Source organism: Streptomyces sp. NPDC006326 (genome assembly GCF_040612915.1).
GTDB lineage: Bacteria > Actinomycetota > Actinomycetes > Streptomycetales > Streptomycetaceae > Streptomyces.
Map to the genome: position 1 here is coordinate 135,252 of NZ_JBEXRC010000005.1, position 23,802 is coordinate 159,053.

A 23,802-nucleotide genomic window follows, 5' to 3' on the forward strand; every position below is an offset into this window, starting at 1 on the left:
TGCGCCCGATCCGCAGGGTGCCCGTGCACCGGGGCCCGTCAGGACCCCGGCCCCTGTCCGTGCCTAGGCGTGTTCGAGCAGGTGCTTGAGCTTCTCCTCGCTGCGGGGCATCTCCTTGCGGGCGAACGGCTTGACCATCAGGGGGGCGATGACCTTGCCGATGCCGTGACCCTCGAAGTCGAGGGCCAGGGTGACGCGCGAGCGCCTGCCGTCGTCGAGCGGTTCGATGGTCCCGCGCACGTCGCCGCGCACGCGGCCGTCGACTCCGTGGATGTGCCAGCTCCGCGGCGGGTCGAGCTCCATGACCACCATGGTCATCGGGAACCGCCGCCCGCCCATCCGGCGGGTGACGGCGAGGCGCTGCCCCACGTGCGGCGGCGCGCCGTCGAGCGGGCGGGCCGAGACCGCGCTCGCCTGCCACTCCGGCAGGTGCGTGGCATCCGTGAGGTAGGTGTAGACCTCTTCGGGACGGCGGGCGATGTCGATGCTCTGTCTGATCGCGGACATGGCGACCCCTCACTGCCCCCTGCCGGCTCCCCGTCTGTTCCCGGTTCCTGTCCGGACTCCACGCTACTCCGCAGGTCAGACGGCAGCGCGCTGCCTGCGCGCGGACATCGCGGCGTAGCCGAGGACGCCGGCGAACAGGAACAGCACGCCCTGGTAGACGGCCGCATGGCCCGAGCCCGCCACCAGCCACATCGAGAACGCGAAGGCGAGGACGGCGAGGGCCCCGTCGCGCAGCAGTCGGCCGCGGTCGGCGCGCGCGGACTGCCCGGACAGCAGGAAGTAGACCTGCGCGGCGGTGGAGAGCAGGTACGGGACGGTCGCCGTGAAGGTGGTGACCAGGACGAGGACCTCGAAGACGCCGTCCGCGCCCACGGCGTAGTTGTAGACGGTCAGGCCGGAGGCCAGGACGGCGGTGACGAGCACGCCGGCGACGGGGACGCCCCGCTTGCGCGTCTCGAAGACCTTCGGGAAGAGCCCGTCCTTGGCGGCGGCGTACGGGGTCTGCGCGCTGAGCAGCGTCCAGCCGTTGAGCGCGCCGACCATCGAGACGACCGCGGCGCAGGCCACCAGGGTGCCGCCCCAGGTGCCGCCGAACATGGCGTTCACGGCGTCGGTGAACGGGGCCTGCGAGGCGACCAGCCGGTCGTGGGCGACCAGGCCGAAGACGGCGAGGGTGCCGAGCAGGTAGACGAGGGCCGCCCCGGCCGTGCCGAGGACGGTGGCCCGGCCGACGTTGCGGGCCGGGTCGCGGACCTCCCCCGCACTGACGGCGGCCGACTCCACGCCGAGGTAGCTGAAGAGCAGGATCGCCGCGCAGGCGGAGACCGCACCGGCCGGGCTCTGCCCGGTCGCCCGGAAGGGGCCGAGGTTCGCCGGGTCGAAGAAGAACAGGCCGCCCACGGCCACCAGCAGCAGCGGGGCGAACTTCAGGACGGTGGAGACCAGTTGGACCGCGCCCACGTACCGGGTGCCGGCCAGGTTGGCCAGCGCGGGGAGCCACTGGACGGTGAGCGCGGCCAGGCACATCGCCGCCTTGTGCTGTCCGACGGCCGGGAAGAGCACGGCCAGGTAGCCGACGGCGGCGACCGCGAGGGCCGCGTTGGAGACCCAGGTGGTGATCCAGTAGCTCCAGGCCGCGAGGAAGCCGGCGAAGTCGCCGAACGCCTCGCGGGCGTACACGTAGGGGCCGCCGGTCTGCGGGAGGTGTGCGGCGAGCCGGCCGAAGACCAGGGCGAGGGCGATCGCCCCGACGGTGAGCACCCCGAACGCGAGGAGGCTGATCGTGCCGAACGGCGCGACCGAGGCGGGCAGCAGGAAGATGCCGCCACCGATGATGTTGCCCATGACCAGGCAGGTCGCGACGGGGAGGCCGAAACGCCGGGCGTGCGGGCCGGCCGTCGTGTCGGCCGTGGTGGGGGCGGGGGCGTGGAGGGTGGTGCTCACGGGTGGTGCGCCTCGGGTGTTTCACATGCTGGACGGGTCGACACATCGTCGGCCACGCACCAACCCGCGCCAAATCAGCGGTTTTCGTCCTGTACGGGCACGGCTGCGGACGGAAAGGCTCCGTTCGATGCGGCTTCCTGCCGTGGATCCTGCAGCGGCACCTGCGGCCCGTCGCCCTCCCGCAGCCAGCGCCGCAGCACCCGGTGCACCGCCTCCGCACCCACCAGCTCCGCGCCGTCCGCCTGCGCGTCCCCGGCTCCCGCGGCGCCCTCCTCCGCCCAGGGCTGCGACAGCACCGTGGGCCACATCAGGAAGGCGTGCCCCTGCTCCCCGCCCAGACCCCCGTGCGAGCCGATCTGCTCCTCGAAGGCGTGCACCGTCCCCGTGAGCGGGTCGTACGCCGAGTTCACCATGACGTCCGCCACGTGCGGGAAGCCGTCGGTCCGCCGGACGGCCTCCACCGCCCCCGGCCCGAACGGCGCCAGCAGCTCCGCCGCGTCCGGCTCGTCCAGCCGGGCCACCGCCCCGCCCGGCCCCAGCACCTCCCCGTCCACCAGGAGGAACCCCACCCCCGGATGGTTGGCCAGGGTCGCCAGCAGGGCCGGGTGCGCCCGCTCGATCTGTTCGCGGGTCGCGCGGCCCGGCAGGTCCGGGAAGGAGATCAGCCCGAGATTCCCGGAGGCCAGCACCACCGGGTCCGGCCCCCGCACCGGATGCGCCTGCTCCCCCTCCTCCACCGGCCGGTGGAGTGCGGCGAGAACGGCGGCACGGGCCTCGGCGCCGCTGGGCGAGCGGCCCGCCCGGCGGGAGACCGGGAGGCCGCAGCCCGCCCGGACCAGGTCCTTCAGGGTCAGCCCGTACCGGGCGAGGAAGGTCTCCCCCGGGCTCTGGCCGTGGTCCGACAGCAGCACGATCCGGTACTCCCGCGGCGCGTGCTCGGCGACCCGGGCCAGGAGCGCGAGGCTGCGGTCGATACGGGCCAGCACCTGGTCGGTGTCCCGCCCGCGGGGCCCCGAGTGGTGGGCGACCTCGTCGTAGCCGACCAGGTCCGCGTAGATCGCCGTACGTCCCGCCAGCATGTCGCCGATCACGGCCGCGACGACGACGTCCCGCTCGACCACCGTGGCGAAGGCCCGGATCAGCGGGTACAGCCCGCCCCGCGCCACCCTCGGCTGCTCCCTGCGCAGCCGGGCCCGCAACGACTGCCCGACCTCCCGCACCACCTCCGCGGCGAAGGACAGCGCGGTGCGGACGGCGTTGGCCGGATCGGAGAAGTACGCGAAGTAGCCCGCGCGGGACCGGTTCGCCCGGCCCCGCCGCGCCGACACCGACAGCACCAGCGCCAGCTGGTCGGCGCCGCCGCTGAACAGGTTGCCGCGGCCGGCCCCGTCCAGGGTGAGCAGTCCGCCGTCGCCGGTGCGGGCGATCGCACGCCGCTGCAGCTCGGCGGCGCTGGTCGGCCGGTTGCAGACCACCACCTCCCCGGTGTCCTTCTCGTACCAGCGGAACGCGGGCACGTCGAAGGCGGAGCCGTGCAGGATGCCGAGCTGGCTGGCTCCGGTCTGGCTGGACCAGTCGGTGCGCCAGGAGGTGAGGCGGTGGCTGCCGTCGAGCCAGCGGGCGACGGTGGGCATCACGCCGCTGCCCGCGGCGTGGCGCAACGCCTCGTACCCGACGCCGTCGAGCTGGAGCATGAGCACGCCGGGCGTTGCCGCGCCGGGCTCGCCGCGGCCGCCTCGGGCGCGGCGGCGGGCGGCGAGCCGGTAGAGCCTGCGCCGGTACGCCTCGTCGTCGCGCACCGCGAGCGCCGTCGAGGTCGCCGATGCGACGGCGGACATCACGGCGGCCACCACGACGGCGGTCTCGGGGGCCGCCTCGCCGCGCCCGGAGGGGATCAGGCTGAGCGCGATCAGCAGCAGTGAGCCGTTGAGGAAGAAGACCAGCAGGCCGAGCACCAGGGCGGGCACCAGCAGCAGGGCCCGCACCAGCAGCGGCCACACGAGGGCGCTCAGCAGCCCGAAGGCCCCCGCCCCCCAGGCCGCGGTCAGCCCGATCTGCGTGACGCTGTCGTCGTCGCCGGAGCGCAGCCGGAAGTCGGGGAGGAGCAGGGCCAGGGCGAGCAGGGTGAGGGTGGACACCGCCCAGACGAGCAGCACCCGTGCCAGGGCGCTGCCCGTGGTCCGCCACCGTCCTCGCCGCACGCCGTACCCGCCTCGTGTCTTCCCACCGGGAAGATGCCCCCGGGCCCGCGCCGCACACGCGGTCCGCGCCGCCTCGTCCGGCGGCGCACGGGAGGCGGGCGGCGCTCAGGTGCCGTCGTAGCCGGCGGTCGGCATGGACAGCCGCCGGTGGACCTCGGCCTTCATCGCGGAGGTGTACCGCGGCTCGTCGAGCCCGGCGGTCTCCAGCCGTACGCCGCGCCGCCTGCACTCGGCGGTGAACTCCTCGACGGAGCGCAGGGCGCGCGCCAGGACCCGCTGGTTGGGGGCGACGAACAGGTCGATCTGCCCCGAGTCGACGTCGCACCAGATACCGCAGTGGTCGGCCCGCAGCCCGTAGAAGAGCAGCTCCCTCGTCACCACGTAGCCGTGGTCGGCGGCCCAGCGCGCGCACATGGCGTGCTGGCTGCGCGTGTCCACGGCGAAGGGGTCGGCGTCCAGATCCTCAAGCGGGGCCAGGCTGGCGATCGCGGCCACGCGCAGCTCATCCATGCCGCCCGACCCTACTCCGATCGGCCGCCCGCGAGGAGGGGGCGGACCCCTCCGGTTCGGGGCGTACGAGCGGGGCAGGATCTAGGCTCGACCGTGAGCGGGAGGAGGGCCGGGCCGGTGGAGATCACCTGGTGGGGGCATGCCACCTGCACGGTCGAGGATTCCGGTGTCCGGCTGCTGACGGACCCGCTGTTCGCCCGGCGCCTGGCACATCTGCGGCGGCGGCGCGGGGCGGTGCCCCCGCCGGAGGCCGCGGAGGCGGACGTGGTGCTGGTGTCGCACCTGCACGCGGACCATCTGCACCTGCCGTCGCTGGCGCGGCTGGCGCCCGGGACCCGGCTGCTGGTGCCGCGCGGCGCGCGCCGGGCCGTGCCGGGGCTGGTCCGGGTGGCGGGGGCGCGCGGGCTGGTGGTGACGGAGGTGGCCCCGGGCGACGAGGTCGGCGTCCGGGAGGGCGTGCGGGTACGGGCGGTGCGGGCGCGGCACGACGGGCGGCGGCTGCCCTTCGGGCCCCGGCTCGCGCCGGCCCTCGGGTACGTGGTGCAGGGGGCTGCGCGCACGTACTTCGCCGGGGACACCGGGTGGTTCGACACGATGGCGCAGGAGGTCGGGCCGGTGGACGTGGCGCTGCTGCCGGTGGGCGGCTGGGGCCCCTGCCTGGGGCCCGGGCACCTGGACGCGGGCCGGGCCGCGCGGGCGGTGGCCGCGCTGGCGCCGGCCGCCGCGGTGCCGGTGCACTACGGGACGTACTGGCCGATCGGGATGGACGCGGTGCGGCCGCACGAATTCCACGCGCCGGGCGCCGAGTTCGAGCGCCGGGCACAGCAGCTCGCGCCGAAGGTGGCGGTCCGCGTCCCGGACCACGGCGAACGGGTACGGCTGCCGTGACCTGGCACGCCGTGGTGGCGGCAGCCGGTCAGGTGCCGCCGGAGACCACCCGGCAGGCGGTCGGCTACCCGGCGTTGTTCGTGCTGGTGGCGCTGGGGGCGCTGGTGCCGGTGATCCCGACGGGTGCGCTGGTGAGTTCGGCGGCGGTGGTGGCCTGCCACCAGCAGCCGCTGCCCCTTGGGGTGTTGCTCGTGTTCGGGGTGGCCGCGCTGGCCGCGTTCACCGGCGATGTGGCGCTGTACTGGCTGGGCCTGCGCGGGGTGCGCTCCCGCGGCGGCTCGCGGTGGCTGGAGGCGCTGCGCGGCCGGGCCACCCCGGAGCGGCTCGCGCAGGCGCAGGCGAAGCTGGAGCGGCACGGGGTGCTGGTGCTGGTGCTCTCGCGGCTGGTGCCTGCGGGCCGGGTCCCGGTGATGCTCGCCTGCCTGCTGGCGCGGCTCCCGCTGCGCCGCTTCGCCCGCGGCGACGCGCCGGCGTGCCTGGCGTGGGCGGCGACGTACGGACTGATCGGCATCCTCGGAGGCTCGCTGTTCTCCGAGCCGTGGAAGGGCGTGGCCCTGGCGGTGGCCCTGGCCCTGCTGGTCAGCGCGGGGCCGGCCGTGTGGCGCCGCCTGCGGCCGTGACCGGCTCAGCAGGTGCGGGAGGCGCCGATGGGGAGGTCCCACAGGTCCTCGCGGGCGAGCCCGGCGCGGGACCAGGCCTCCCGCACCCGCTCCAGCGGCTCCGTCACCGGCTCGGCGGACAGGACGAACGTGCCCCAGTGCATGGGCGCCATCCGCCGCGCCCCGACGTCCAGGCAGGCGCGTACGGCCTCTTCCGGGTCGGCGTGGACATCGCTCAGCCACCACCGGGGCGCGTAGGCGCCGATCGGCAGCAGCGCCAGGTCGATGCCCGGATGCCGCCGGCCGATCTGCCCGAACCAGTGGCCGTACCCGGTGTCGCCGGCGAAGTAGACCTTCCTCGGCTCCGTCCCGTCGGCGGCGTGGAGGTCGGTGAGGACCCAACCGCCCCACAGCGTCCGGCAGGTGTCGATCAGGGAGCGCTTCGACCAGTGGTGCGCCGGTACGAACTCGAAGCGCACGCCGCCCAGTTCGGCCGACTCCCACCAGTCGAGCTCCGTGACCCTGGTGAAGCCGCGGCGCCGGCACCAGCGGGCGAGGCCCGCCGGGACGAAGAGCGCGGTGTGCCGGGGCAGCCGCCTGAGGGTGGGGGCGTCGAGGTGGTCGTAGTGGTTGTGGCTGATCACCACCGCGTCCACCGGCGGCAGGTCCTCCCAGCGGACGCCGACCGGCGTCATCCGGGCGGGGGTTCCGAGGATCCGCCGGGACCAGACCGGGTCGGTGAGTACGGTCAGCCCGCCGACCCGCAGCACCCAGCTGGCGTGGCCCGCCCAGGTCGCGCCGATGCGGCCGGCGGCCACGGCGGGCAGCGGACCGGGCGCGTACGGCAGGTCGGGGATCCCGCGCAGGCCCTCGGGGCCGGGCCGGAAGGCGCCTTCGCGGGCCAGCCGGGCGAAGGCGCGCACGCCGGGCAGCGGGGTGGTGAGCCGGTCCGCGAAGGAGGCGGGCCACCGGCGGATTTCCCCGAGAGGGCGCGGTGCGGTGGGCGGGGGCGCGGGCGCTGACGGTGCAGGTGCAGTAGGTGCAGGTGCCGGCGGCGCGGCCGGGGGGACGGCGGTCCGTACCGCTGCCGCGCGGCCGCCCGGCGGGTCGGCCGGCGGGGCGTCAGTGCGGTCGCTCATCGCGAAGTCTCCCTTCACCGCAGGTCGTTTCAGGAGGCCAGCCCGGCCAGGACCGATCCGAGGCGGTCCAGGGCGCCCCGCACGTGATCCAGGCCGAGGGGATCGGCCGCGGTGAGCGCGGCGAGCCGCTCCTCGGGGGTGGCTCCCAGCAGCGGCCCGGTCGACAACCGGACCCGCAGCGCACCGAGTTCGTCGGCGAACCGCTGGCCGCCGGGCGTGGGTACACCGAGCCTGCCGCCGAGGTAGTCCTCCAGTTCCATCGCGTCGCGGACCCCCTGGCCGGCCAGTCCCTCCCGCAGCGGGGTCAGGTCGGCGTACAGGTGGCGGCCCGCCTGCGGGGGCAGGGCGAGCGCGCCGACGGCCAGGACCTCACGGTGCGCGGCGGCGGCGACCGCCCCGTGCAGGGCGGCGGCCGCGCGGGCGCGGCCGGAGACGGCGGCGGGCTCGTCGAGGGCGTGCGCGGCCGCTCCGGCGACCGGGCCGGCCACCATCGCGCCCGTCGCGGTGAGCATGTCGAGGGTGCGGGCCTGGAGCCAGGTTCCGCGCGGGGTGCCGGGGAAGCGGACCACGGCGGCGGGCCAGCCGGCCGGCAGCAGGGCGCCGGACAGGTCGAGGAGGACGGCGGCGTCGTCGGGGAGCATCTCGGCGGGGCTGAGCACCAGGGTCTCGTGCGGCCGGTGGACGGTGTCGCGCCAGCTCTCGTCGCTGACGACGAACAGTCCCGCGGACTCGGCGGCCTCGCACGCCTCGCGCAGCAGCTCGGGCGGGGGCACGGTCGCGGTGGGGTCGTCGGCGACCGAGAGCAGCAGGACCCGCGGGTCACCGCCCTCGGCGCGCACCCTGCGTACGGTCTCCAGCAGGGCGTACGGATCCGGTACGCCTCCGCATTCGGCGGGCGTGGGCACGTGGTAGGCCCGCCGTCCCAGCAGCCGGACCTGCGGCGTCCACCAGGCGGGGCAGGGCCGGGGCAGCATCACGTCGCCGCCGAACGCGCCGAGCAGCGCGAGCAGGAGGGCGGGCGCCCCGGGTCCGGCGGCCACGTGCTCCGGTTCGGTGGCGAGGCCGCGCCGTTCCCAGTGCCGGCAGGCGGCCGCGCGTACGGGCTCCCCGCCGCCCGCGGGTTCGGGGGCGGAGCGTTCGGCGGCCGCGGCGATCACGGAGGTGAGCTCGGGCAGGACGGGCAGGCCCGGCTGGGGCGCGAGCGGCCCGTATCGGACCGGACCGCGGCCCTGCGCCGTCCGCTGCAGCCCCTCCGTGCCCGACACCTCGCCTGCCCTTCCCCGTCCGTCGCCGGCTCGCCGTGTGCTGGCCGACCGCAAGCCCTTTATACGGTTGTTCCCGGCGGTGCGCCTGTTATCGCCCGCCGCCGCCGGCCCGCCGCCGGGGAACGGCCCGGGCGGGCGCGGGATCAGGCCCGTCTGCCCAGCAGGGCCAGCAGCCGCGTCTGGGCGTCGGCGCCCTCGGGCACCTCCAGCGGCTCGGCGAACATGCCGCTCGCCGCGAGCCCGTCCGCGTACGGCATGACCTCCTTGAGGGAGAACTCGACCAGCCCGTCCGGCAGCCGCTCCCCGACCCCGATGGCCCGGGACAGGTCCCAGGCGTGCACGACGCAGTCGGCGGTCAGCTCCGCGCAGTAGGCCGCGCCGCGCGAGGGCCCGTAGGAGAGCGCGACCGTGCGGTCCAGGGCGCCCGGCGCCGAGAAGGCGGCCTGTGCGGCGGCCGCGGCCCGCTCCCAGGAGGCGACCGGGTCCTCGCCGAGCACGTCACCGGAGAAGCGGTCGCCCACCTCCTCGACGGTGCGGCCCTCGCCGACCAGCGGCGGGACCCACAGCTGCTCGCCTGTGACGTGGTTGACCAGGTCGCGTACGGTCCACTCGCTGCAGGGGGTGGGCGCGCCCCACTGGTCGTCCTCGACGGCGCGCACGCGCTCGCCGAAGAGCCGCAGCGCCTCGGCATGGGTTTCGACCAGCGTGTCCGGCACGTGCCTCACCGTCCTCCGCAGGGGTGTCGTGCCTCCTTGAGCCCACTGTCCTCGCCCCTGCTTCGCCCTGCCACCGACCTGCCACCGACCCGCCGCCTTTCCCGTGCCACCAAGGCTGCTGTCCACATGTCAAAACACAGATCTCATATAACGAGCTGATCGTTTACGGTGGGCGCACCGCTTCGACGAGGAGGATCCGTCCATGAGCCCCAACGAGAAGGCCGTCTACACGCACGGCCACCACGAGTCGGTCCTGCGCTCCCACCGCTGGCGCACGGCCGCGAACTCGGCGGCGTACCTGATCGGAGAACTGCGTCCCGGGATGTCGGTCCTGGACGTGGGCTGCGGTCCGGGCACCATCACGGCGGACCTGGCGGAACTGGTCGCCCCGGGCGGACACGTGACGGCGGTGGACGCGGCGCGGGACGTGCTGGAGCAGGCCTCGGCGTACGCGAAGGAGCGGGGCGTGGACGGCGCCGTCTCCTTCGCCACCGCGGACGTGCACGCGCTGGACTTCCCGGACGACTCCTTCGACGTGGTCCACGCCCACCAGGTGCTCCAGCACGTCGGCGACCCGGTGCAGGCACTGCGCGAGATGCGGCGGGTGTGCCGGCCGGGCGGGGTGGTCGCCGCGCGGGACGCGGACTACGCGGGGATGACCTGGTACCCGGCCGAACCGGGCCTGGAGGAGTGGCTGGGCCTGTACCGGCGGGTGGCCCGGGCCAACGGCGGCGAACCGGACGCCGGCCGCCGCCTGCTCGCGTGGGCCAGGGCGGCGGGCTTCACGGATGTGGCCTCCTCGGCGACGGCCTGGTGCTTCGCCGAGCCGGAGGAGGTCACCTGGTGGTCCGGTCTGTGGGCGGACCGGACGACGGCGTCCTCGTACGCGGCGATCGCGACCGGGGGCGGCCATGCGACCCCGGCGGACCTGGCCGCGATCGCGGAGTCCTGGCACCGCTGGGCCGCGGCCCCGGACGCGTGGTTCTCGGTCCTGAACGGCGAGATCCTCTGCCGCGCCTGATCCGGGGAGCGGTGCGTCAGCCGGGCGGGCGCATGCGGAAGTCGTAGGACGGCGGGAGGGGGCGGTCCGTCAGGCGGGACCAGACCTCGGAGAGGATCTCGTCGCCCTCCCGCAGGTCCGGCAGTTCGAAGCCGTCCTCGAACACCCGCCGGGCCGCGCCCACATGGCCCTCCGCCGCGAGCAGCCGGGCGGCGAGCAGCCGGAACCGGCCCTGCTCCCGCAGGGCCGGCCGCAGCCGCTCCCACACCGACCGCGCCGCGGGCAGGCGGTCCGCCGCCAGCAGGGCCGCCATCGCCTCCCCGCCCAGCGCGGACTCCGCGGCCGTCCACGGATCACCGCCCCGGCTCTCCTCCACCAGGTCGTCGAAGGCCTCCGCGTAACGCTCGGCCGCCCGCACCCGGTCACCCGCCAGGGCGTCCGCCACCGCCAGGCAGCGCAGCAGCGGCCAGCGGGAGGGCGCCAGCGCGAGGCCCCGCTCCCAGCTGCGGACCGCCTGGGCCACATCGCCCGCGTGCCACTGGGCCACGCCCAGGTGGTACTCGGTCAGCGGCTCCGCCGGGGCCGTCTCCAGCATGTCCCGCCAGTGCGGGGCCACGAGGCTCGGCCCCGGCGGCGCCACCCGGCGCGGGGCCGGGAAGACCCCGGTGCGCCACAGCTCCAGCCAGGGGGCCTGCTCCTCGCCGAGGGCGGCTTCCGCGAAGGGGGTGCCGGGCAGCTTGTGGCCCGCGCACAGCACCTCCAGCGACCCCCACCCCGAGCCCTCCGCCAGGCGCTCCCCCGGTTCGGTGTCGGCCGCACCGCGCCACGCCTTGTACGCCTCCTCGACCAGCTCGCCCGGCAGCGCGGCGTCCAGCGCCCGCAGTGCCTCGCCGCGGGCCGCCGCCCAGTCCGGCCCGTGCACCGCCGCGGGATCCGCGGCCAGCGGCCCGTACGCCTCCAGCCAGCTGAACTCCGCCCCGGCCTCCAGCCGTACGTGCTCCAGCTGGGTGCGGGCCAGTCCCGCCTGGATCTCCGCGTAGCCGCCGGTGCCCGGCTCCGTCAGCCACTCCTGCCAGCGCCGGCCGCCCTGCCCGGCGCCCCACACGAACAGCTTGCGCCCGCGCAGCCGGGCCGTGGAGGTCTGGACGAGCCCGCGCCCGTCGGCGTCCAGGGAGGCGATCCACGGCCGGGCCCCGGCCGGCACCTCGTAGAAGAAGTCGGCCGGATAGGTGCTGGCCAGCGGGTACGTGCGGTCCGCGCCCTCCCACTGCGGCACGGGGATCCGGCGCAGGGCGCGCTCGTACCCGAAGTGCCAGGCCTCCTCGGCGGGGGCGAGCACCCGGGTACCGGGGTCCTCCGGCACGGCGGTGTTGGACCACCAGTAGACGGGCGCGGGCCGCTCGTGCGGGTTGCGCACGCGGACGCCCACGTACAGGAACTCCGCGTCCTGCGGCAGCCACAGGTCCACCTGGAAGGGCAGGTCGCGCAGCCGCTCCCATTCCCACAGCCGCACCATCACGCCCCCGTCCGGGGCCGGGACGAGCGCGGCGTGCAGCGGGGCGCAGGAGAGGGTGGTGTGGCCGGTGGCGCCGATGTTCCACTCGATGCCGCCGGAGAACCAGGCGCCGTTGAGGGCGAAGTTGGCCGGCTGGAACACCGGGTTGCGGTAGAGCAGTTCCCGTCCGGTGGGGAGGTGCACGAGGGAGTGCACCCGGCCGCCGAGCCCGGGCAGGACGGTGACCCGCAGGTGCGCGTTCTCGATGACGATCGCGTCGACGTCGCGCTCCTGGCGCCGGCGCTGGTAGCCGTCCCGGAGCCGCACGGGCAGCAGCGACCGGAGCGGCTCGTAGCCGATCTGCCGTGCCATGTCGCGCGGAAGGCCCTCGCGGGACCGCTCGTCCAGGGTGTGGACCTCGGCGGGCGCGCGGAGGACCGGCAGCGGGTTCTCGGGCCCCAAGGGGGCTGCGGGCAGGGTCAGTACGGCGCGGCGGACGGTGGTGGCCATGCAGGAAATGGAACACGCCACGGCGGCCGGTGCACAGGGGTTCCGCAGATCACCACCGGTCAGGATTACGCAAAGCCCTGGCCGGAGCGCTACGCGGACTCCGGCCGCGGGCGCGGTGTTGCCGCGGTCAGGGCCCAGCGCTCGTGGTCCCGCCAGGCCCCTTCCACGTACAGGAACTCCGGGGAGAAGCCCTCCAGCCGGAAGCCCGCCCCGCGCACCAGTGCGAGGGACGCCGCGTTGCCCGGCTGGATGTTGGCCTCCAGGCGGTGCAGGGCGAGGCCCCCTTCGTCGGCGGGGGCGAAGGCGTGGTCCACCACCAGCCCGAGCGCCTCCCGCATCAGCCCGCGCCCGGCGGCGTGCGCGAACGCGCCGTAGCCGAGCGCCCCGCACTGGAAGGCGCCGCGGACGATGTTGTTGATGTTGACGAAGCCGCCGATGGCGCCGGTCTCCCGCTCGCACACCAGGTGGCCCGCCCGGGCCCCGTCCTCCTCGCCCTCGATCAGCCGCCGCGCGTACGGCTCGTACTCCTCGGGCGTCGTCGGCGGGGCGAGCCAGGGGTGGTGGAGCGCCCGGCTCTCGCGGGCGCGGGCGGTGAACTCGGGGCCGTCGGCGAGCCGGAAGGGACGCAGGCCGACCCGGGGCCCCTCGCAGAGGTACGCGGAAAATGACATCCGGCCAGGTTAAGAGGTGTGCCAGGATGCCCGGCGTGATCACCACCCCGAACGCCGACGAACTCCTGCCGGCAGCGGCACGCAACAACGCTGAGTGGTGCGCCGCGGTATGCCGCGGCGGCGCGTTCTCCGCCGGCGCCTGGAGCAGTGCCCGCCGGACCCCGCCCCTCTACCCCGATGCCGTGACCCTCGCCCCCGGCGCCTCGGCCGCAGCCCTGCTGGCCGGGACGGACACCGACTCCCCCGGCTGCTCGGTCAAGGACAGCTTCGCCGACCTCGACCTGGGCCCGGCGGGCTTCGAGGTGCTCTTCGAGGCCCACTGGATCCACCGCCCGGCCGGCGCCCCGGTTCCGGCGGCCCCCGGCCTGGAGTGGTCGCGCGTGCGCACCGTGGCGGAACTGGAGGCGTGGGAGACCGCGTGGGACGGCGAGGAGTGCACCGGCCTGTTCCACCCCGGCCTGCTGACCGGGGACATCGCCCTGCTGGCGGGGTCCGCGGACGGCGTGGTCGTCGCCGGTGCCGTCGCGAGCGTCGCGGCCGGAGTCGCGGGGCTGTCCAACGTGTTCACCGCCGAGGGCGTCCCGGCGGACGAGGCCTGGCGGGGCGGGCTCAGCGCCATTGCGGACCTGTGGCCGGACCTTCCCGTGGTCGGCTACGAGTCGGGTGAGGACCTCGACACCGCGCTGCGCCACGGTTTCACCGTCCTCGGCCCGCTGCGGGTCTGGCTGCACACCTCCTCCCGCCGGGACACCGCCTGAGCCCTCGGGTCGCCGTCTGGCCCCTCGGGCCCCGCCCGATCGCTCAGGCCTCCAGCCTGAGCCGCGGGACGTCCGTGCGCTCGATCCCGAAGACCTGGGCGTACAGCGAGAGTTCGGCCTCCAGGGCCCGGACCATGGTGTCGGCCCGCCGGAAGCCGTGGCCCTCGCCCTCGAAGGCGAGGTACGCGTGCGGCACGGCGCGGCCCCGCATCGCGGCGAGGAAGCGCTCCGCCTGGGCCGGCGGGCACACCGGGTCGTCCAGTCCCTGGAGCAGCAGGAACGGTGCGGTGATCCGGTCGGCGCGGGCCAGCGGGGAGCGTTCCCGGCACCGTACGGGAAGGGTCTGGGGCGGCCCGGCCAGCCCGTCGACGTAGCGGGACTCCAGGTCGTGGGTCTCCCGGGCGAAGCCCTGAAGGTCCAGCACGGGGTAGATGAGCGCGGCGCAGGCGTACAGGTCGGTGGCGGCCAGCGAGGCCGCCGCCGTCCAGCCGCCCGCGCTGGCCCCCCGGATGGCCAGCCGGTCCGGGTCGGCGGTGCCCTCGGCCGCCAGCGCCCGGGCCACCGCCGCGCAGTCCTCGACGTCGACGACGCCCCACTGCTCGCGCAGCCGCTCCCGGTAGGCCCGCCCGTAGCCGCTGGAACCGCCGTAGTTCACCTCGGCCACGCCGATGCCGCGCGAGGTGAAGTAGGCGATGTGCAGGTCCAGTACGGGCGGCACGTGGTCGGTGGGGCCGCCGTGCGCCCAGATCACGTACGGCGGCAGTTCGTCGGCGGGGGCCCGGCGCCCGGGGTGGTGCGGCGGGTAGACGTGGGCGTGGGTCTCGCGGCCGCCCGGGCCGAGGAAGGTCCGGCTCTGCGGTTCGGGGTAGTACGCCGGATCCACCGGGTCCGCCCCCGCCGCGCCCACCACCCGCGCGTGCCCGTCCTCGGTGTCGAGCTCCACCACCTCGTAGGCGCTGCGCGGGCTGGCGGCGACCCCGTAGACCCGGGTGCCGGACGCGGCGAGGGCCGGCTGCCAGGCGGTCCACGGCCCGGCGGCGTCCACCAGGTCGCCGCTCTCCGGGTCGAGGACCCCGAGCACGCAGGAGCCCTGGCCGTGCAGGACGGCGACGAGCCCGTCGGACAGCGGGGCCAGCCAGCTCAGCCCCGGCTTCCACAGGGGGCCGCCGAACTCCTCTTCGCGCGGGCAGAGGTTGACGGCGTCCCCGGTGTCGGGGTCCACCCGGTACGGGTTCCACCAGCCGCTGCGGTCGCTCACGGCGAACAGGCTCCCGTCGGCCGCCCACTCCACCTGCGCCACGGACTCGGCGGGGCCGCCGAGCACGGTACGGGCCCCGGTCAGGGTGCCGTCGGGCGCGATCCCGGACACCTCGACCTCGGTGCCGTCCCACGGCATCCGGGGGTGGTCCCACACCAGCCGGGCGGCCCGCCGGCCGTCGGGGGACACCCGGGGGCCGGTGGTGAACCGGTGCCGGTCATCGGTGAGTTCGCGCACCCGGGAGCGGTCCGCGGCCGCCGATCCGTCCAGCGGTACGGCGGCCGCGACGCGCCGTACGTCGGTCGGCGCCGGGCCGGTGAACTCCTCCAGGACGCACCAGACCTCGCCGTCCCGCAGGACCGGGTCGGCCCAGCGCAGGCCGCCGCCGACCGCGGAGAGGGGGGTGAGCGGGCGCGGCGGGGGGCCTGCGGGCGCGTCCGGCTCGTACGCGTACAGCCGCTGGTCGGCGAAGTGGACGAACACCAGCAGCGGGCCGCCCGCCGGCCGTTGCACGCCGGCCCAGGGGCGGCCGCCGTACTCGGTGACCCGGCTGCGGACGTTCCACGGCGGCGGCAGGACGCAGTCCGGGGGGCCGCCGTCCGCGGGGCGGCGCACCAGCGCGCGGCGGCCCCCCTCGGCCGGCCGGGGCTCGGTCCACCACACCTCCGGGCCGACCGTGCCGACGTACTCGGGCCTGCCGTCGTGGGAGGCGGCGAGGGCGGCGTCGAGGGGCGAGGGCCAGCTGCCGTAGGGTCCGGTCGGCTCCGCCATCACCGGCTCCCCATCACAGGGCCCGCAGGGCGTGGTCGAGGACGCGGACGCCGAAGTGCAGGGCGTCGACGGGGACCCGCTCGTCCACGCCGTGGAAGAGGGACCAGTAGTCGTAGCCGGGGGGCAGCTTCAGCGGGGAGAAGCCGTAGCCGGTGATCCCCAGCCGGGAGAACTGCTTGGCGTCGGTGCCGCCCGCCATGCAGAACGGCACCACGTGCGCCTCGGGGTCGAAGCGCTCCACGGACCGGCGCAGGACCTCGTACGTCCGCCCGTCCACGGGGGCTTCGAGTGCCACCTCGCGGTGGTGGAACTCCCAGGTGACGTCGGGTCCGGTGAGCTCGTCGAGGGTGGCCAGGAACTCGGCCTCGCCGCCGGGCAGCGTCCGCCCGTCGACGTAGGCGGTGGCATGTCCGGGGATCACGTTGAGCTTGTAACCGGCGCTGAGCATGGTCGGGTTGGCGCTGTTGCGCACGGTCGCCTCGGCGAGGGCGGCGGCCGGGCCGAGCTTGGTCAGGACGGTGTCGAGGTCGAAGTCGCGGCTGCGGGGGTCCACCACCATGCCCTGCAGGGCGGCGAGTTCGGTGATGCAGGCGGTGACGGTGTCGGTGAGCCGGACGGGCCACTCGTACGCGCCGATCCGGGCCACGGCGGCGGAGAGCCGGGTGACGGCGTTGGCCCGGTTGGGCTTGGAGCCGTGGCCGGTGGTGCCGTGCGCGGTCAACTTGAGCCAGGCCGTTCCGCGTTCGCCGGCGGCGATCGGGTAGACGGCCCGGCCGGGGCCGGTGTGCAGGGTGAAGGCTCCGGACTCGCTCAGGCCCTCCGTGCAGCCCTCGAAGAGGTGGGGGTGGTGGTCGGCGAGGTAGCCGGAGCCGTCGACCGCGCTGTCCTCCTCGTCGGCGGTGTAGGCGATCACGATGTCCCGGCGCGGCTTCACCCCAGCCCGGGCCCAGGCCCGTACGACGGCGAGCACCATCGCGTCCATGTTCTTCATGTCGACGGCGCCGCGCCCCCAGACCACCCCGTCGCGGACCTCTCCGGAGAAGGGGTCGGTGCTCCAGTCGGCGGCCTCGGCGGGGACGACGTCGAGGTGCCCGTGCACGAGGAGGGCGTCGGCGGACGGCTCGGTGCCCTCGATCCGGGCCACGACATTGGTGCGGCCGGGGGTGCGTTCCAGCAGCACCGGCTCCAGCCCGGCGGCGGCGAGCCGCTCGGCCGCGTACTCGGCGGCGGGGCGCTCGCGGCAGTCGCCGCCGCCGCGGTTGGTGGTGTCGATCCGGATGAGGTCGGAGGTGAACGCGACGACCTCGTCGAGCGCGATCCGGTCGACCGGGTCGTGGGGGGTGGGGGTGGCGCCGTGGGGGGTGACTGCGGGCATGTCAGCCATACTGCTCCTCCACGGCCGCCGAGACGACCGTCGTGACCGCCTTGAACGTCCGGATCCCCTCGTACATGGTCCCGCTGCTGTACGCGGCCCTGCGCTCCCCGGACCGCTCGACGCCCGGGACGACCGTGGCGGCCATCGCCAGGTGCTCGGCGTCGAACTCCAGCTCGACGGCGAACGGACCGCCGCGTACGGGCTCACCGCGGACGGCGAGGGCCGCCGCCTCCTTGGCGGCGGCCCTGATGTCGGCGGCGGTGCGGGCGGGGGTGCGGCAGACCGCGGCGTAGCGGGAGACGTGGTCCTTGACGGCGACGGTCACCGCGCCGGGGGCGTATCCGGCGGCGTCGGCGCAGGTCAGGTCGTCGCCGGTGACCAGGACCACGGGGACGCCGAATTCGGCGGCGACCCGGGCGTTGAGCAGGCCCTCGCCGGCCCGGACCCCGTTCAGCCAGACGCCGGTGATGGAGTTGGCGAGGTAGGTGTGGGCGAGCACTCCCTGCGAGCCGGCGCCGGTGTGGTAGCCGACGAAGGCGACGCCGTCGACGTCGCCGTGCTGCACGCCCTCGACCATGGAGAGCGACTTGTGACGGCCGGTGAGCATCTCGACGCGCTCGTCGAGCTGCTCCAGCAGCAGGTTCCGCATCGTCCAGTGGGCCTCGTTGACGAGGACCTGGTCGGCGCCGCCGTCGAAGAAGCCGAGCGCGGCCGCGTTCACGTCGGAGGTGAACAGGGGGCGGCAGCGCTCCCACTGGGGGGTGCCGGGCAGCACGTCGGCGGGCCAGGTGACGCCTGTGGCGCCTTCCATGTCGGCGGAGATGAGGATCTTCATCGGGCCCCCGGGCGGTCGAGGCGCGCGACGGGACCGGCGACCCCGGGCGGTCGACGGCGCGCGGCGCAAACGGCGCGGACGGGCGCCGCCCGCGCTCGGCCCCACCCTAGCCCGCGCAGGCCCGCACGGCCCGGGGCCACGCCCGGCGCGGCGGCGCGCTCGGGGCGTGGCCGTCGGCCGCGTCGGCCGCGTCCGCCGGTGGCGGTCGGTTCACCCGAACCGGTGAGGCCGTGTCTTCGGCCCCACCGGCAACCCGTTTGCTCAGCGCTCGACTTCGGCGGCGAGGTTGGCCAGCACGGTGTCGTAGATGCGGCCGAGGCCCTTGGGGGCGAAGGTGCGCTCGAAGAAGCCGCCGATGCCGCCGGCGCCGTTCCAGACGGTGGTCACCACGGCCTTGGACCTGCCCTCGCCGGCCGGGGTGACGACCCAGGTGGTGACCATGGTGGAGTTGCGGTCCTTCTCCACGAGCTGGCCGTCGGTGGGCTCGGTGACCTCCAGCAGGCAGTCGCGCACGCGCTTGCTGGTGGCCTGGAGCTTCCAGTGGACGAGGGTGCCCTCGCCGTCGCCGCCCTCGCGCACCTCGTACTCGCTGAAGTGCTCGGGCAGCAGCTTGCCCCGGGTGCCGCTGTAGTCCGCCAGCGCGTCGAACACCCTCTCCGCGTCGGCCGCGATGATCCGCTCCGTGGTGGCCTCGACCTGCGCCATACCTGTTCCTCCAGCAATCGTGTCCGCTCGTCGCGGCAAGCCAACCACCTCGGGCCCGGGCGTCCCAAATCCGGCCGGACGGCAGCGGACGCGCCCGGGAGGCGCAGGGAAGGGTCCCGCACGATCATGGGAACGTTTGTTCTATTCTCAGAGTCCGAGCTACCGAGGGAGGCGCCGATGCGCTGGGACGATCTGACCGACGCGCCCGGGACGCCACAGCGGGCGCGGGCGCTCTTCGCGGCGGATTCCGTCGTCACGCGGACGTTCGACACCCCGGAGTTCCGCGGGATCACCTTCCACGAGGTACGCGCCCGCTCGATCCTCAACCGGGTGCCGGGTGCCTCCCGGATGCCGTTCGAATGGACGGTGAACCCGTACCGCGGGTGCAGCCACGCCTGCGTGTACTGCTTCGCCCGCAAGACCCACGCCTACCTCGACCTCGACACCGGCATCGGCTTCGACAGCCAGATCGTCGTCAAGACCAACGCCCCGGAGCTGCTGCGCCGGGAGCTCGGCTCGCGGCGCTGGACCGGTGCGCACGTCGCCATGGGCACCAACGTGGACTGCTACCAGCGCGCCGAGGGCCGCTACCGGCTGATGCCGGGGATCATCGAGGCCCTGCGCGACCGCGCCAACCCCTTCTCCGTCCTGACCAAGGGGACGCTGATCCTGCGCGACCTCCCCCTCCTCCAGGAGGCCGCGGAGGTCACCGAGGTCGGCATCTCCGTCTCCGTCGGCTTCACCGACAGCGCCCTGTGGCGGACCGTGGAACCCGGAACGCCCTCCCCCGCCGCCCGGCTGGGCGCCGTGCGGACCCTCACCGACGCCGGCATCGAGTGCGGGGTGCTGATGGCCCCGGTGATCCCCTTCCTCGGAGACTCCCCGGAGCAGTTGCGCGAGACCGTCCGGGCCATCGCCGGGTCCGGCGCGACGTCCGTGACACCCCTCGTACTCCATCTGCGGCCCGGGGCGCGCGAATGGTTCGCCTCCTGGCTGGCCGCGCACCACCCGCACCTGGTGGAGCGGTACGAACGGATGTACGCGGGAGGGTCGTACGCGCCGACCTGGTACCAGCGCCAGATCACCCGTCAAGTGCACGAGCTCGCGGCCGAATTCGGCATCGGCCCGGCCCGGCGGGGTGCGGCCCGGCGGATCGTGGTGCCCGAGCGGCCCGCGGAGCCGGCGCCGGCCGGGCCGACCCAGCTCAGCCTCCTGTGATCCCGGACGGCCGCCCGGGGATCATCAGATCGGGCCAATAAACAGTCCAATCCCGTCTTCCAGACGTGGTTTCCGGGACGATTCCGCCCAGAACCCTCGGCTGGGAGGCCCCATGCTCCACCCCTTGAAGAAGCGCGGTCCCTTGAAGAAGCGGGCCGCCGTCCTGCTGTCGGTCGCCACCGTCGCCGCCACCGCCGCGGCCGGCCCGGTCACGGCCGCACAGGGCCCCGCACCGGCCCCCGGACGGGGCACCGCGCCGACGGCCGCGGCCGCGGCCCTGCGCTGGACCGGCTGCGCGACGACCCGCTACCCGACGCTTCAGTGCGCCTCCCTCAAGGTCCCCCTCGACCACGACCGGCCCGCCGGGCGCCAGATCTCGCTGGCCCTGACCCGTGTCGCGCACACCGCCGCCACCTCGCAGGGCCCGCTGCTGGTCAACCCCGGCGGACCCGGCGGCAGCGGGCGCGCGCTCGCCGGCTTCATCGCCTCCGCGCTCCCCAAGGACGTGGCCGCGCAGTACGACGTGATCGGCTTCGACCCGCGGGGCGTGGGCAAGAGCGAGCCGGCCCTGGACTGCGGGGGCAGCCACTTCGCGCCGGTGCGGCCGGACTCCGTACCGCTGGAGCCGCAGACCGAGCGGGCCAACCTGGACCGGGTCAGGGCCTTCGCCGAGTCCTGCCAGACCCGGCACGCGGACGTGCTCCCGTACATCGGCACCGTGTCCGCCGCCCGCGACATCGAGGCGGTGCGCATCGCCCTCGGCGCACCGAAGGTGAGCTACTTCGGCTACTCGTACGGAACCTACCTGGGCGCCGTGTACGCCAAGCTCCACCCGGGCCGGGTGCACCGCCTGGTCCTGGACTCGGTGGTCGACCCGGGCGGGGTCTGGTACGAGGACAACCTCGCGCAGGACCTGGCCTTCGACGCCCGCCACAAGGCGTTCCTGGCGTGGGTGGCCCGGTACGACGAGAAGTACCGGCTCGGCAGCGATCCGGCGACCGTCGAGAAGCGCTGGTACGCGATGCGCGCCGCCCTGCGCGAGACGCCGGCCGGGGGCAAGGTGGGCCCGTCGGAGCTGGAGGACACCTACATGCCGGGCGGCTACTACAACGGCTACTGGCCGAACCTGGCCGAGGCCTTCTCCGCGTACGCGGTGGACCGGGACGCCAAGCCGCTGGTCGCGGCGTACGAGCGGTTCGGGGCGGTGGAACCCTCGGCGGGCAACGGGTACAGCGTCTACACGGCGGTGCAGTGCCGGGACTCGGCGTGGCCGAAGGACTGGAACCAGTGGCGCGCGGACATGTGGCGCACCCACGTCCGGGCCCCCTTCATGACCTGGAACAACGCCTGGTACAACGCCCCGTGCGCGTTCTGGACCACCGAGCCGCTGAAGGCACCGGACGTCACCAACGCCGACCTCCCGCCGGCGCTGCTGCTCCAGGCCACGGAGGACGCGGCCACGCCGTTCGGGGGTGCGCTCGGCATGAAGGAGCGGCTGAAGGGATCGGCCCTCGTGGTGGAGGAGGGCGGCGGCAACCACGGGATCTCGATGAGCGGCAACAAGTGCCTGGACGAGAAGGTGGCGGCGTACCTGCGGACGGGCACGGCGGCGGACGCCACCTGCCCCGCCCAGCCGGCCCCGAAGCCGGCCACGGCCACCCGCGCGGTACCCCCCTCGGCGGGCGGAGCGGCCCTGCACGGCCTGCTGGGCTTCCGCGGCTAGCACGGCCGGCGGAGCGGCCGCGGGGCGTCGGCGGGGCGTCGCCGAACCGGCGCCCCGGTGTCCGGTGGGTGGCGGTTCGGTGCAGAACGGTCCGGTCGGTGCGTTCGCCAGATCACGGCGCCCCGGCCGGAACGTCGACTAGGGTCCGTCCGTGCAGACGCTGACATCCCCCCTCACCCGACGGCGCGCCGCCGGAGCGCCACCCGCTTCCACCGGCGCCCGGCTCGGCTGGCTGGACGCGCTGCGCGGCTTCGCCGCGCTGGTCGTGGCCCTCCACCACTTCGACGTGCTGCGGATGCTGCCCTTCGGCGGTCTGGTCTGGCGGAACTTCGACATGGGCCTGTTCGGCGTCATGCTCTTCTTCATCGTGAGCGGCTACATCATCCCCGCCTCGCTGGAGCGCCGCGGGGACGTCCGGGCCTTCTGGATCGGCCGGTTCTTCCGGATCCATCCGGCCTTGATCGCCACCGTGGCCGTATCGATCCTGATGCTGCCGGCCGGCGACGGCACGGTCGCGCTGCTGCGCACCGGCGACAATCCGGCCTCGCTCGTCGCGAACGGCCTGATGCTCCAGGACCTGCTCGGCGTCGTCAACGGCATGAACGTCACCTGGACGCTCTGCTACGAGATGGTCTTCTACTTCTTCGTCACCGCCCTGTTCACCCGGGGCCTGCACCGGCACAGCGGCGTGATCGCGGTGCTCTTCGCCCTCGCCGCCCTGACGGTCGGCACGGCGGTCGGGACCCAGCTGCTGACCGCGGAACTCGGCTCGACCCGGCTGCTCCTGCTCATCGTCACCCCGCTCGTCCTCACGGGCTTCGCCTGCGTGCTCAGCGGCCACCGGCGCGCGACTGCGGCGGGAGCCCTGCTGCTCGCCGGGACCGGCCTCGTGCTGATCACGCTGAACAGCCGGGCCCCCTTGTTCGAGACGCTCACGATCTTCGCGACCATGTTCGCCGGCACGGCGGTGTACCGGGCGCAGCACGGGGGCCTGCGGCGGATCCCGGCCGTGCTCGCCATCGGGTTCGTGGTCCTCACGGGCGTGCTCGTCGGGTGGCTGTACAACCGGGGCGGGGTCGAGGCCCACACCTGGACCTCCGGCTGGAGGGCCTGGTCGGTCTCGTGCCTCGCCGCCTGGGCGCTGTTCGGCCTCGGCTTCCTGCTGCGGGGGCGGCGCTTCCCGAAGGTGCTGACCTGGCTCGGCGCGATCAGCTTCTCGCTGTACCTGCTGCACTTCCCGCTGCTGCGCACCGTCGGACCGCTGGTGGGGGTCCCGCCCATGCCGTCGTCGACGCCGGGCCGGATCGCCTGGACAGCGATCTTCTTCACCGTGCTGCTGGTTGCGAGCCACCTGATGTACCGCCTGGTGGAGCTGCCGATGCAGCGCCTGGGCCGGCGGGTCCAGCGGGCGGCGGACCGCCGCAGGCCGTCCGCGGCGCCCGCACGGCCCGGGGCGGTTGTGCCCCGGCAGGCTCAGGGCGGGGCCCTCGACGCCGCGGGCGCCCCGGCACCGGTCGAGCCGTCGTCGGCGTCCCGGCTCTGAGGGGACCGCCCGCGCCTGGCGGGCCTGCGCGGACGCGTCGCCCGCACCGACGATCCGGCCCTGCTCGTCGCAGGCGCTTGTCAGCCGAGCGCGCGCAGCGCGCCCGTCGCCGCCACCGCGAGGCGGGGGTGGGACTGGGCGCGGGTGAGGACCTCGCGGGCGCGGGGGTCGGCCAGGGCTCCGAGTCCCTCCACGCAGGCCAGGGCGACGCGCCAATACGGGTCGTTCGGCGCGAGCAGCCGCGACAGGGTCCGGATCAGGGCCGGGGCCGATTCCGGGGCCCGCAGGGCGGTGAGCAGGCGGACCGGCTGGAGGGCGTACGCGGTGCGCAGTTCGTTCGTCGCCAGGGCCGCCGCCGCCCGGGCCGTGCGGGGGTCCGCCAGCACCGCCAGCGCCTCCGCGGCGGCCGCGCAGCGCGGCGGGTCCCGGTGGTTCAGCAGCAGCACCAGCGGCTCGAAGGCGCGCCGGTCCCCGGCCAGGCCCAGCCGGTAGGCGGCCAGTTCGCGGGCCCACAGGGGCCGGCCGGCCGAGGTCAGCGAGGCCGCCAGCGCGTCGGGGCCCGCGGCGAGCAGCCCCTCGTACTCCGGCGATCCGGCCGCTTCCGTCCGCAGGCGCTCCAGCACGTCGTTCACGCCGCCACCCTAGGCGGACACCACCGCCGCCACGCCGGAT

21 protein-coding genes are annotated in these 23,802 nt (G+C 75.3%); 7 read left to right on the top strand and 14 right to left on the bottom strand.

What is annotated here, in order from left to right:
* Window positions 1–63 precede the first annotated feature (63 nt).
* The 4 genes from ABZ128_RS06155 to ABZ128_RS06170 all read right to left on the bottom strand — a co-directional run bounded on the left by ABZ128_RS06155 (window position 64) and on the right by ABZ128_RS06170 (window position 4,661).
* A complete protein-coding gene (locus ABZ128_RS06155; RefSeq protein ID WP_356846315.1) occupies window positions 64–507 on the bottom strand; it encodes an SRPBCC family protein in 444 nt (147 codons plus the stop codon).
* Window positions 508–582: 75 nt separating this feature from the next.
* On the bottom strand, window positions 583–1,950 hold the full coding sequence (locus ABZ128_RS06160; protein ID WP_356846316.1) for an amino acid permease: 1,368 nt from the start codon (window positions 1,948–1,950) through the stop codon (window positions 583–585).
* Window positions 1,951–2,024: 74 nt separating this feature from the next.
* On the bottom strand, window positions 2,025–4,151 hold the full coding sequence (locus ABZ128_RS06165; protein ID WP_356846317.1) for a phage holin family protein: 2,127 nt from the start codon (window positions 4,149–4,151) through the stop codon (window positions 2,025–2,027).
* A 105-nt stretch (window positions 4,152–4,256) separates the two neighbouring features.
* On the bottom strand, window positions 4,257–4,661 hold the full coding sequence (locus ABZ128_RS06170; RefSeq protein ID WP_356846318.1) for a hypothetical protein: 405 nt from the start codon (window positions 4,659–4,661) through the stop codon (window positions 4,257–4,259).
* Between the two features lie 93 nt (window positions 4,662–4,754).
* On the opposite strand from ABZ128_RS06170, the gene ABZ128_RS06175 reads away from it, so the two are divergent.
* Together ABZ128_RS06175 and ABZ128_RS06180 are read left to right on the top strand one after the other, a co-directional pair.
* Complete coding sequence (locus ABZ128_RS06175) at window positions 4,755–5,549, top strand: MBL fold metallo-hydrolase (protein ID WP_356846319.1); 795 nt, start codon at window positions 4,755–4,757, stop codon at window positions 5,547–5,549.
* Window positions 5,546–6,169, top strand: a complete 624-nt coding sequence (locus ABZ128_RS06180) for a VTT domain-containing protein (protein WP_356846320.1) — start codon at window positions 5,546–5,548, stop codon at window positions 6,167–6,169. The genes ABZ128_RS06175 and ABZ128_RS06180 overlap by 4 nt, the downstream gene beginning before the upstream one ends.
* Before the next feature lie 5 nt (window positions 6,170–6,174).
* On the opposite strand, the gene ABZ128_RS06185 is transcribed toward ABZ128_RS06180, so the two are convergent.
* The 3 genes from ABZ128_RS06185 to ABZ128_RS06195 all read right to left on the bottom strand — a co-directional run bounded on the left by ABZ128_RS06185 (window position 6,175) and on the right by ABZ128_RS06195 (window position 9,268).
* Window positions 6,175–7,287 carry an MBL fold metallo-hydrolase gene (locus ABZ128_RS06185; RefSeq protein ID WP_356846321.1) on the bottom strand — a complete coding sequence of 371 codons (1,113 nt, stop codon included), beginning with the start codon at window positions 7,285–7,287 and terminating at the stop codon, window positions 6,175–6,177.
* 29 nt (window positions 7,288–7,316) lie between these two features.
* Window positions 7,317–8,552, bottom strand: coding sequence for an aminotransferase class I/II-fold pyridoxal phosphate-dependent enzyme (locus tag ABZ128_RS06190; protein ID WP_356846322.1), 1,236 nt, complete (start codon window positions 8,550–8,552; stop codon window positions 7,317–7,319).
* 143 nt (window positions 8,553–8,695) lie between these two features.
* Window positions 8,696–9,268, bottom strand: a complete 573-nt coding sequence (locus ABZ128_RS06195; protein ID WP_356846323.1) for a TIGR03086 family metal-binding protein — start codon at window positions 9,266–9,268, stop codon at window positions 8,696–8,698.
* Between the two features lie 202 nt (window positions 9,269–9,470).
* On the opposite strand from ABZ128_RS06195, the gene ABZ128_RS06200 reads away from it, so the two are divergent.
* Window positions 9,471–10,289, top strand: coding sequence for a methyltransferase domain-containing protein (locus tag ABZ128_RS06200; protein ID WP_356846324.1), 819 nt, complete (start codon window positions 9,471–9,473; stop codon window positions 10,287–10,289).
* 16 nt (window positions 10,290–10,305) lie between these two features.
* Here the strand turns inward: ABZ128_RS06200 and ABZ128_RS06205 are convergent, their stop codons facing one another.
* Entirely contained in the window at window positions 10,306–12,273 is a 1,968-nt protein-coding gene (locus ABZ128_RS06205; protein WP_356846325.1) for a DUF5107 domain-containing protein, read from the bottom strand.
* A gap of 89 nt (window positions 12,274–12,362) precedes the next feature.
* A complete protein-coding gene (locus ABZ128_RS06210; protein ID WP_356846326.1) occupies window positions 12,363–12,944 on the bottom strand; it encodes a GNAT family protein in 582 nt (193 codons plus the stop codon).
* A gap of 26 nt (window positions 12,945–12,970) precedes the next feature.
* Between ABZ128_RS06210 and ABZ128_RS06215 the strand changes: the two genes are divergently transcribed.
* Window positions 12,971–13,702 (top strand): hypothetical protein, encoded by a 732-nt coding sequence (locus ABZ128_RS06215; RefSeq protein WP_356846327.1) that lies wholly within the window; start codon window positions 12,971–12,973, stop codon window positions 13,700–13,702.
* A 43-nt stretch (window positions 13,703–13,745) separates the two neighbouring features.
* On the opposite strand, the gene ABZ128_RS06220 is transcribed toward ABZ128_RS06215, so the two are convergent.
* The 4 genes from ABZ128_RS06220 to ABZ128_RS06235 form a co-directional block, all read right to left on the bottom strand.
* Window positions 13,746–15,731: a prolyl oligopeptidase family serine peptidase gene (locus ABZ128_RS06220; protein ID WP_356846328.1), complete on the bottom strand. Its 1,986-nt coding sequence runs from the start codon at window positions 15,729–15,731 to the stop codon at window positions 13,746–13,748.
* A 13-nt stretch (window positions 15,732–15,744) separates the two neighbouring features.
* Window positions 15,745–17,106 carry a M20/M25/M40 family metallo-hydrolase gene (locus ABZ128_RS06225; RefSeq protein ID WP_356846329.1) on the bottom strand — a complete coding sequence of 454 codons (1,362 nt, stop codon included), beginning with the start codon at window positions 17,104–17,106 and terminating at the stop codon, window positions 15,745–15,747.
* 1 nt (window position 17,107) lies between these two features.
* Window positions 17,108–17,941, bottom strand: coding sequence for a M55 family metallopeptidase (locus ABZ128_RS06230; RefSeq protein ID WP_356846330.1), 834 nt, complete (start codon window positions 17,939–17,941; stop codon window positions 17,108–17,110).
* A gap of 261 nt (window positions 17,942–18,202) precedes the next feature.
* Window positions 18,203–18,646 (bottom strand): SRPBCC family protein, encoded by a 444-nt coding sequence (locus ABZ128_RS06235; protein ID WP_356846331.1) that lies wholly within the window; start codon window positions 18,644–18,646, stop codon window positions 18,203–18,205.
* A gap of 177 nt (window positions 18,647–18,823) precedes the next feature.
* Here ABZ128_RS06235 and ABZ128_RS06240 point away from each other — a divergent pair, with 177 nt between their 5' ends.
* The 3 genes from ABZ128_RS06240 to ABZ128_RS06250 all read left to right on the top strand — a co-directional run bounded on the left by ABZ128_RS06240 (window position 18,824) and on the right by ABZ128_RS06250 (window position 23,130).
* On the top strand, window positions 18,824–19,864 hold the full coding sequence (locus ABZ128_RS06240) for an Rv2578c family radical SAM protein (protein WP_356846332.1): 1,041 nt from the start codon (window positions 18,824–18,826) through the stop codon (window positions 19,862–19,864).
* Between the two features lie 112 nt (window positions 19,865–19,976).
* Window positions 19,977–21,587 (top strand): alpha/beta hydrolase, encoded by a 1,611-nt coding sequence (locus ABZ128_RS06245; RefSeq protein ID WP_356846333.1) that lies wholly within the window; start codon window positions 19,977–19,979, stop codon window positions 21,585–21,587.
* 151 nt (window positions 21,588–21,738) lie between these two features.
* Entirely contained in the window at window positions 21,739–23,130 is a 1,392-nt protein-coding gene (locus ABZ128_RS06250) for an acyltransferase (protein WP_356846334.1), read from the top strand.
* Between the two features lie 80 nt (window positions 23,131–23,210).
* Here ABZ128_RS06250 and ABZ128_RS06255 read toward each other — a convergent pair whose 3' ends face one another.
* The gene (locus ABZ128_RS06255) at window positions 23,211–23,762 is read right to left on the bottom strand and encodes an adenylosuccinate lyase (RefSeq protein ID WP_356846335.1); all 552 of its coding nucleotides are present in this window, start codon (window positions 23,760–23,762) and stop codon (window positions 23,211–23,213) included.
* Between the last annotated feature and the right edge of the window lie 40 nt (window positions 23,763–23,802).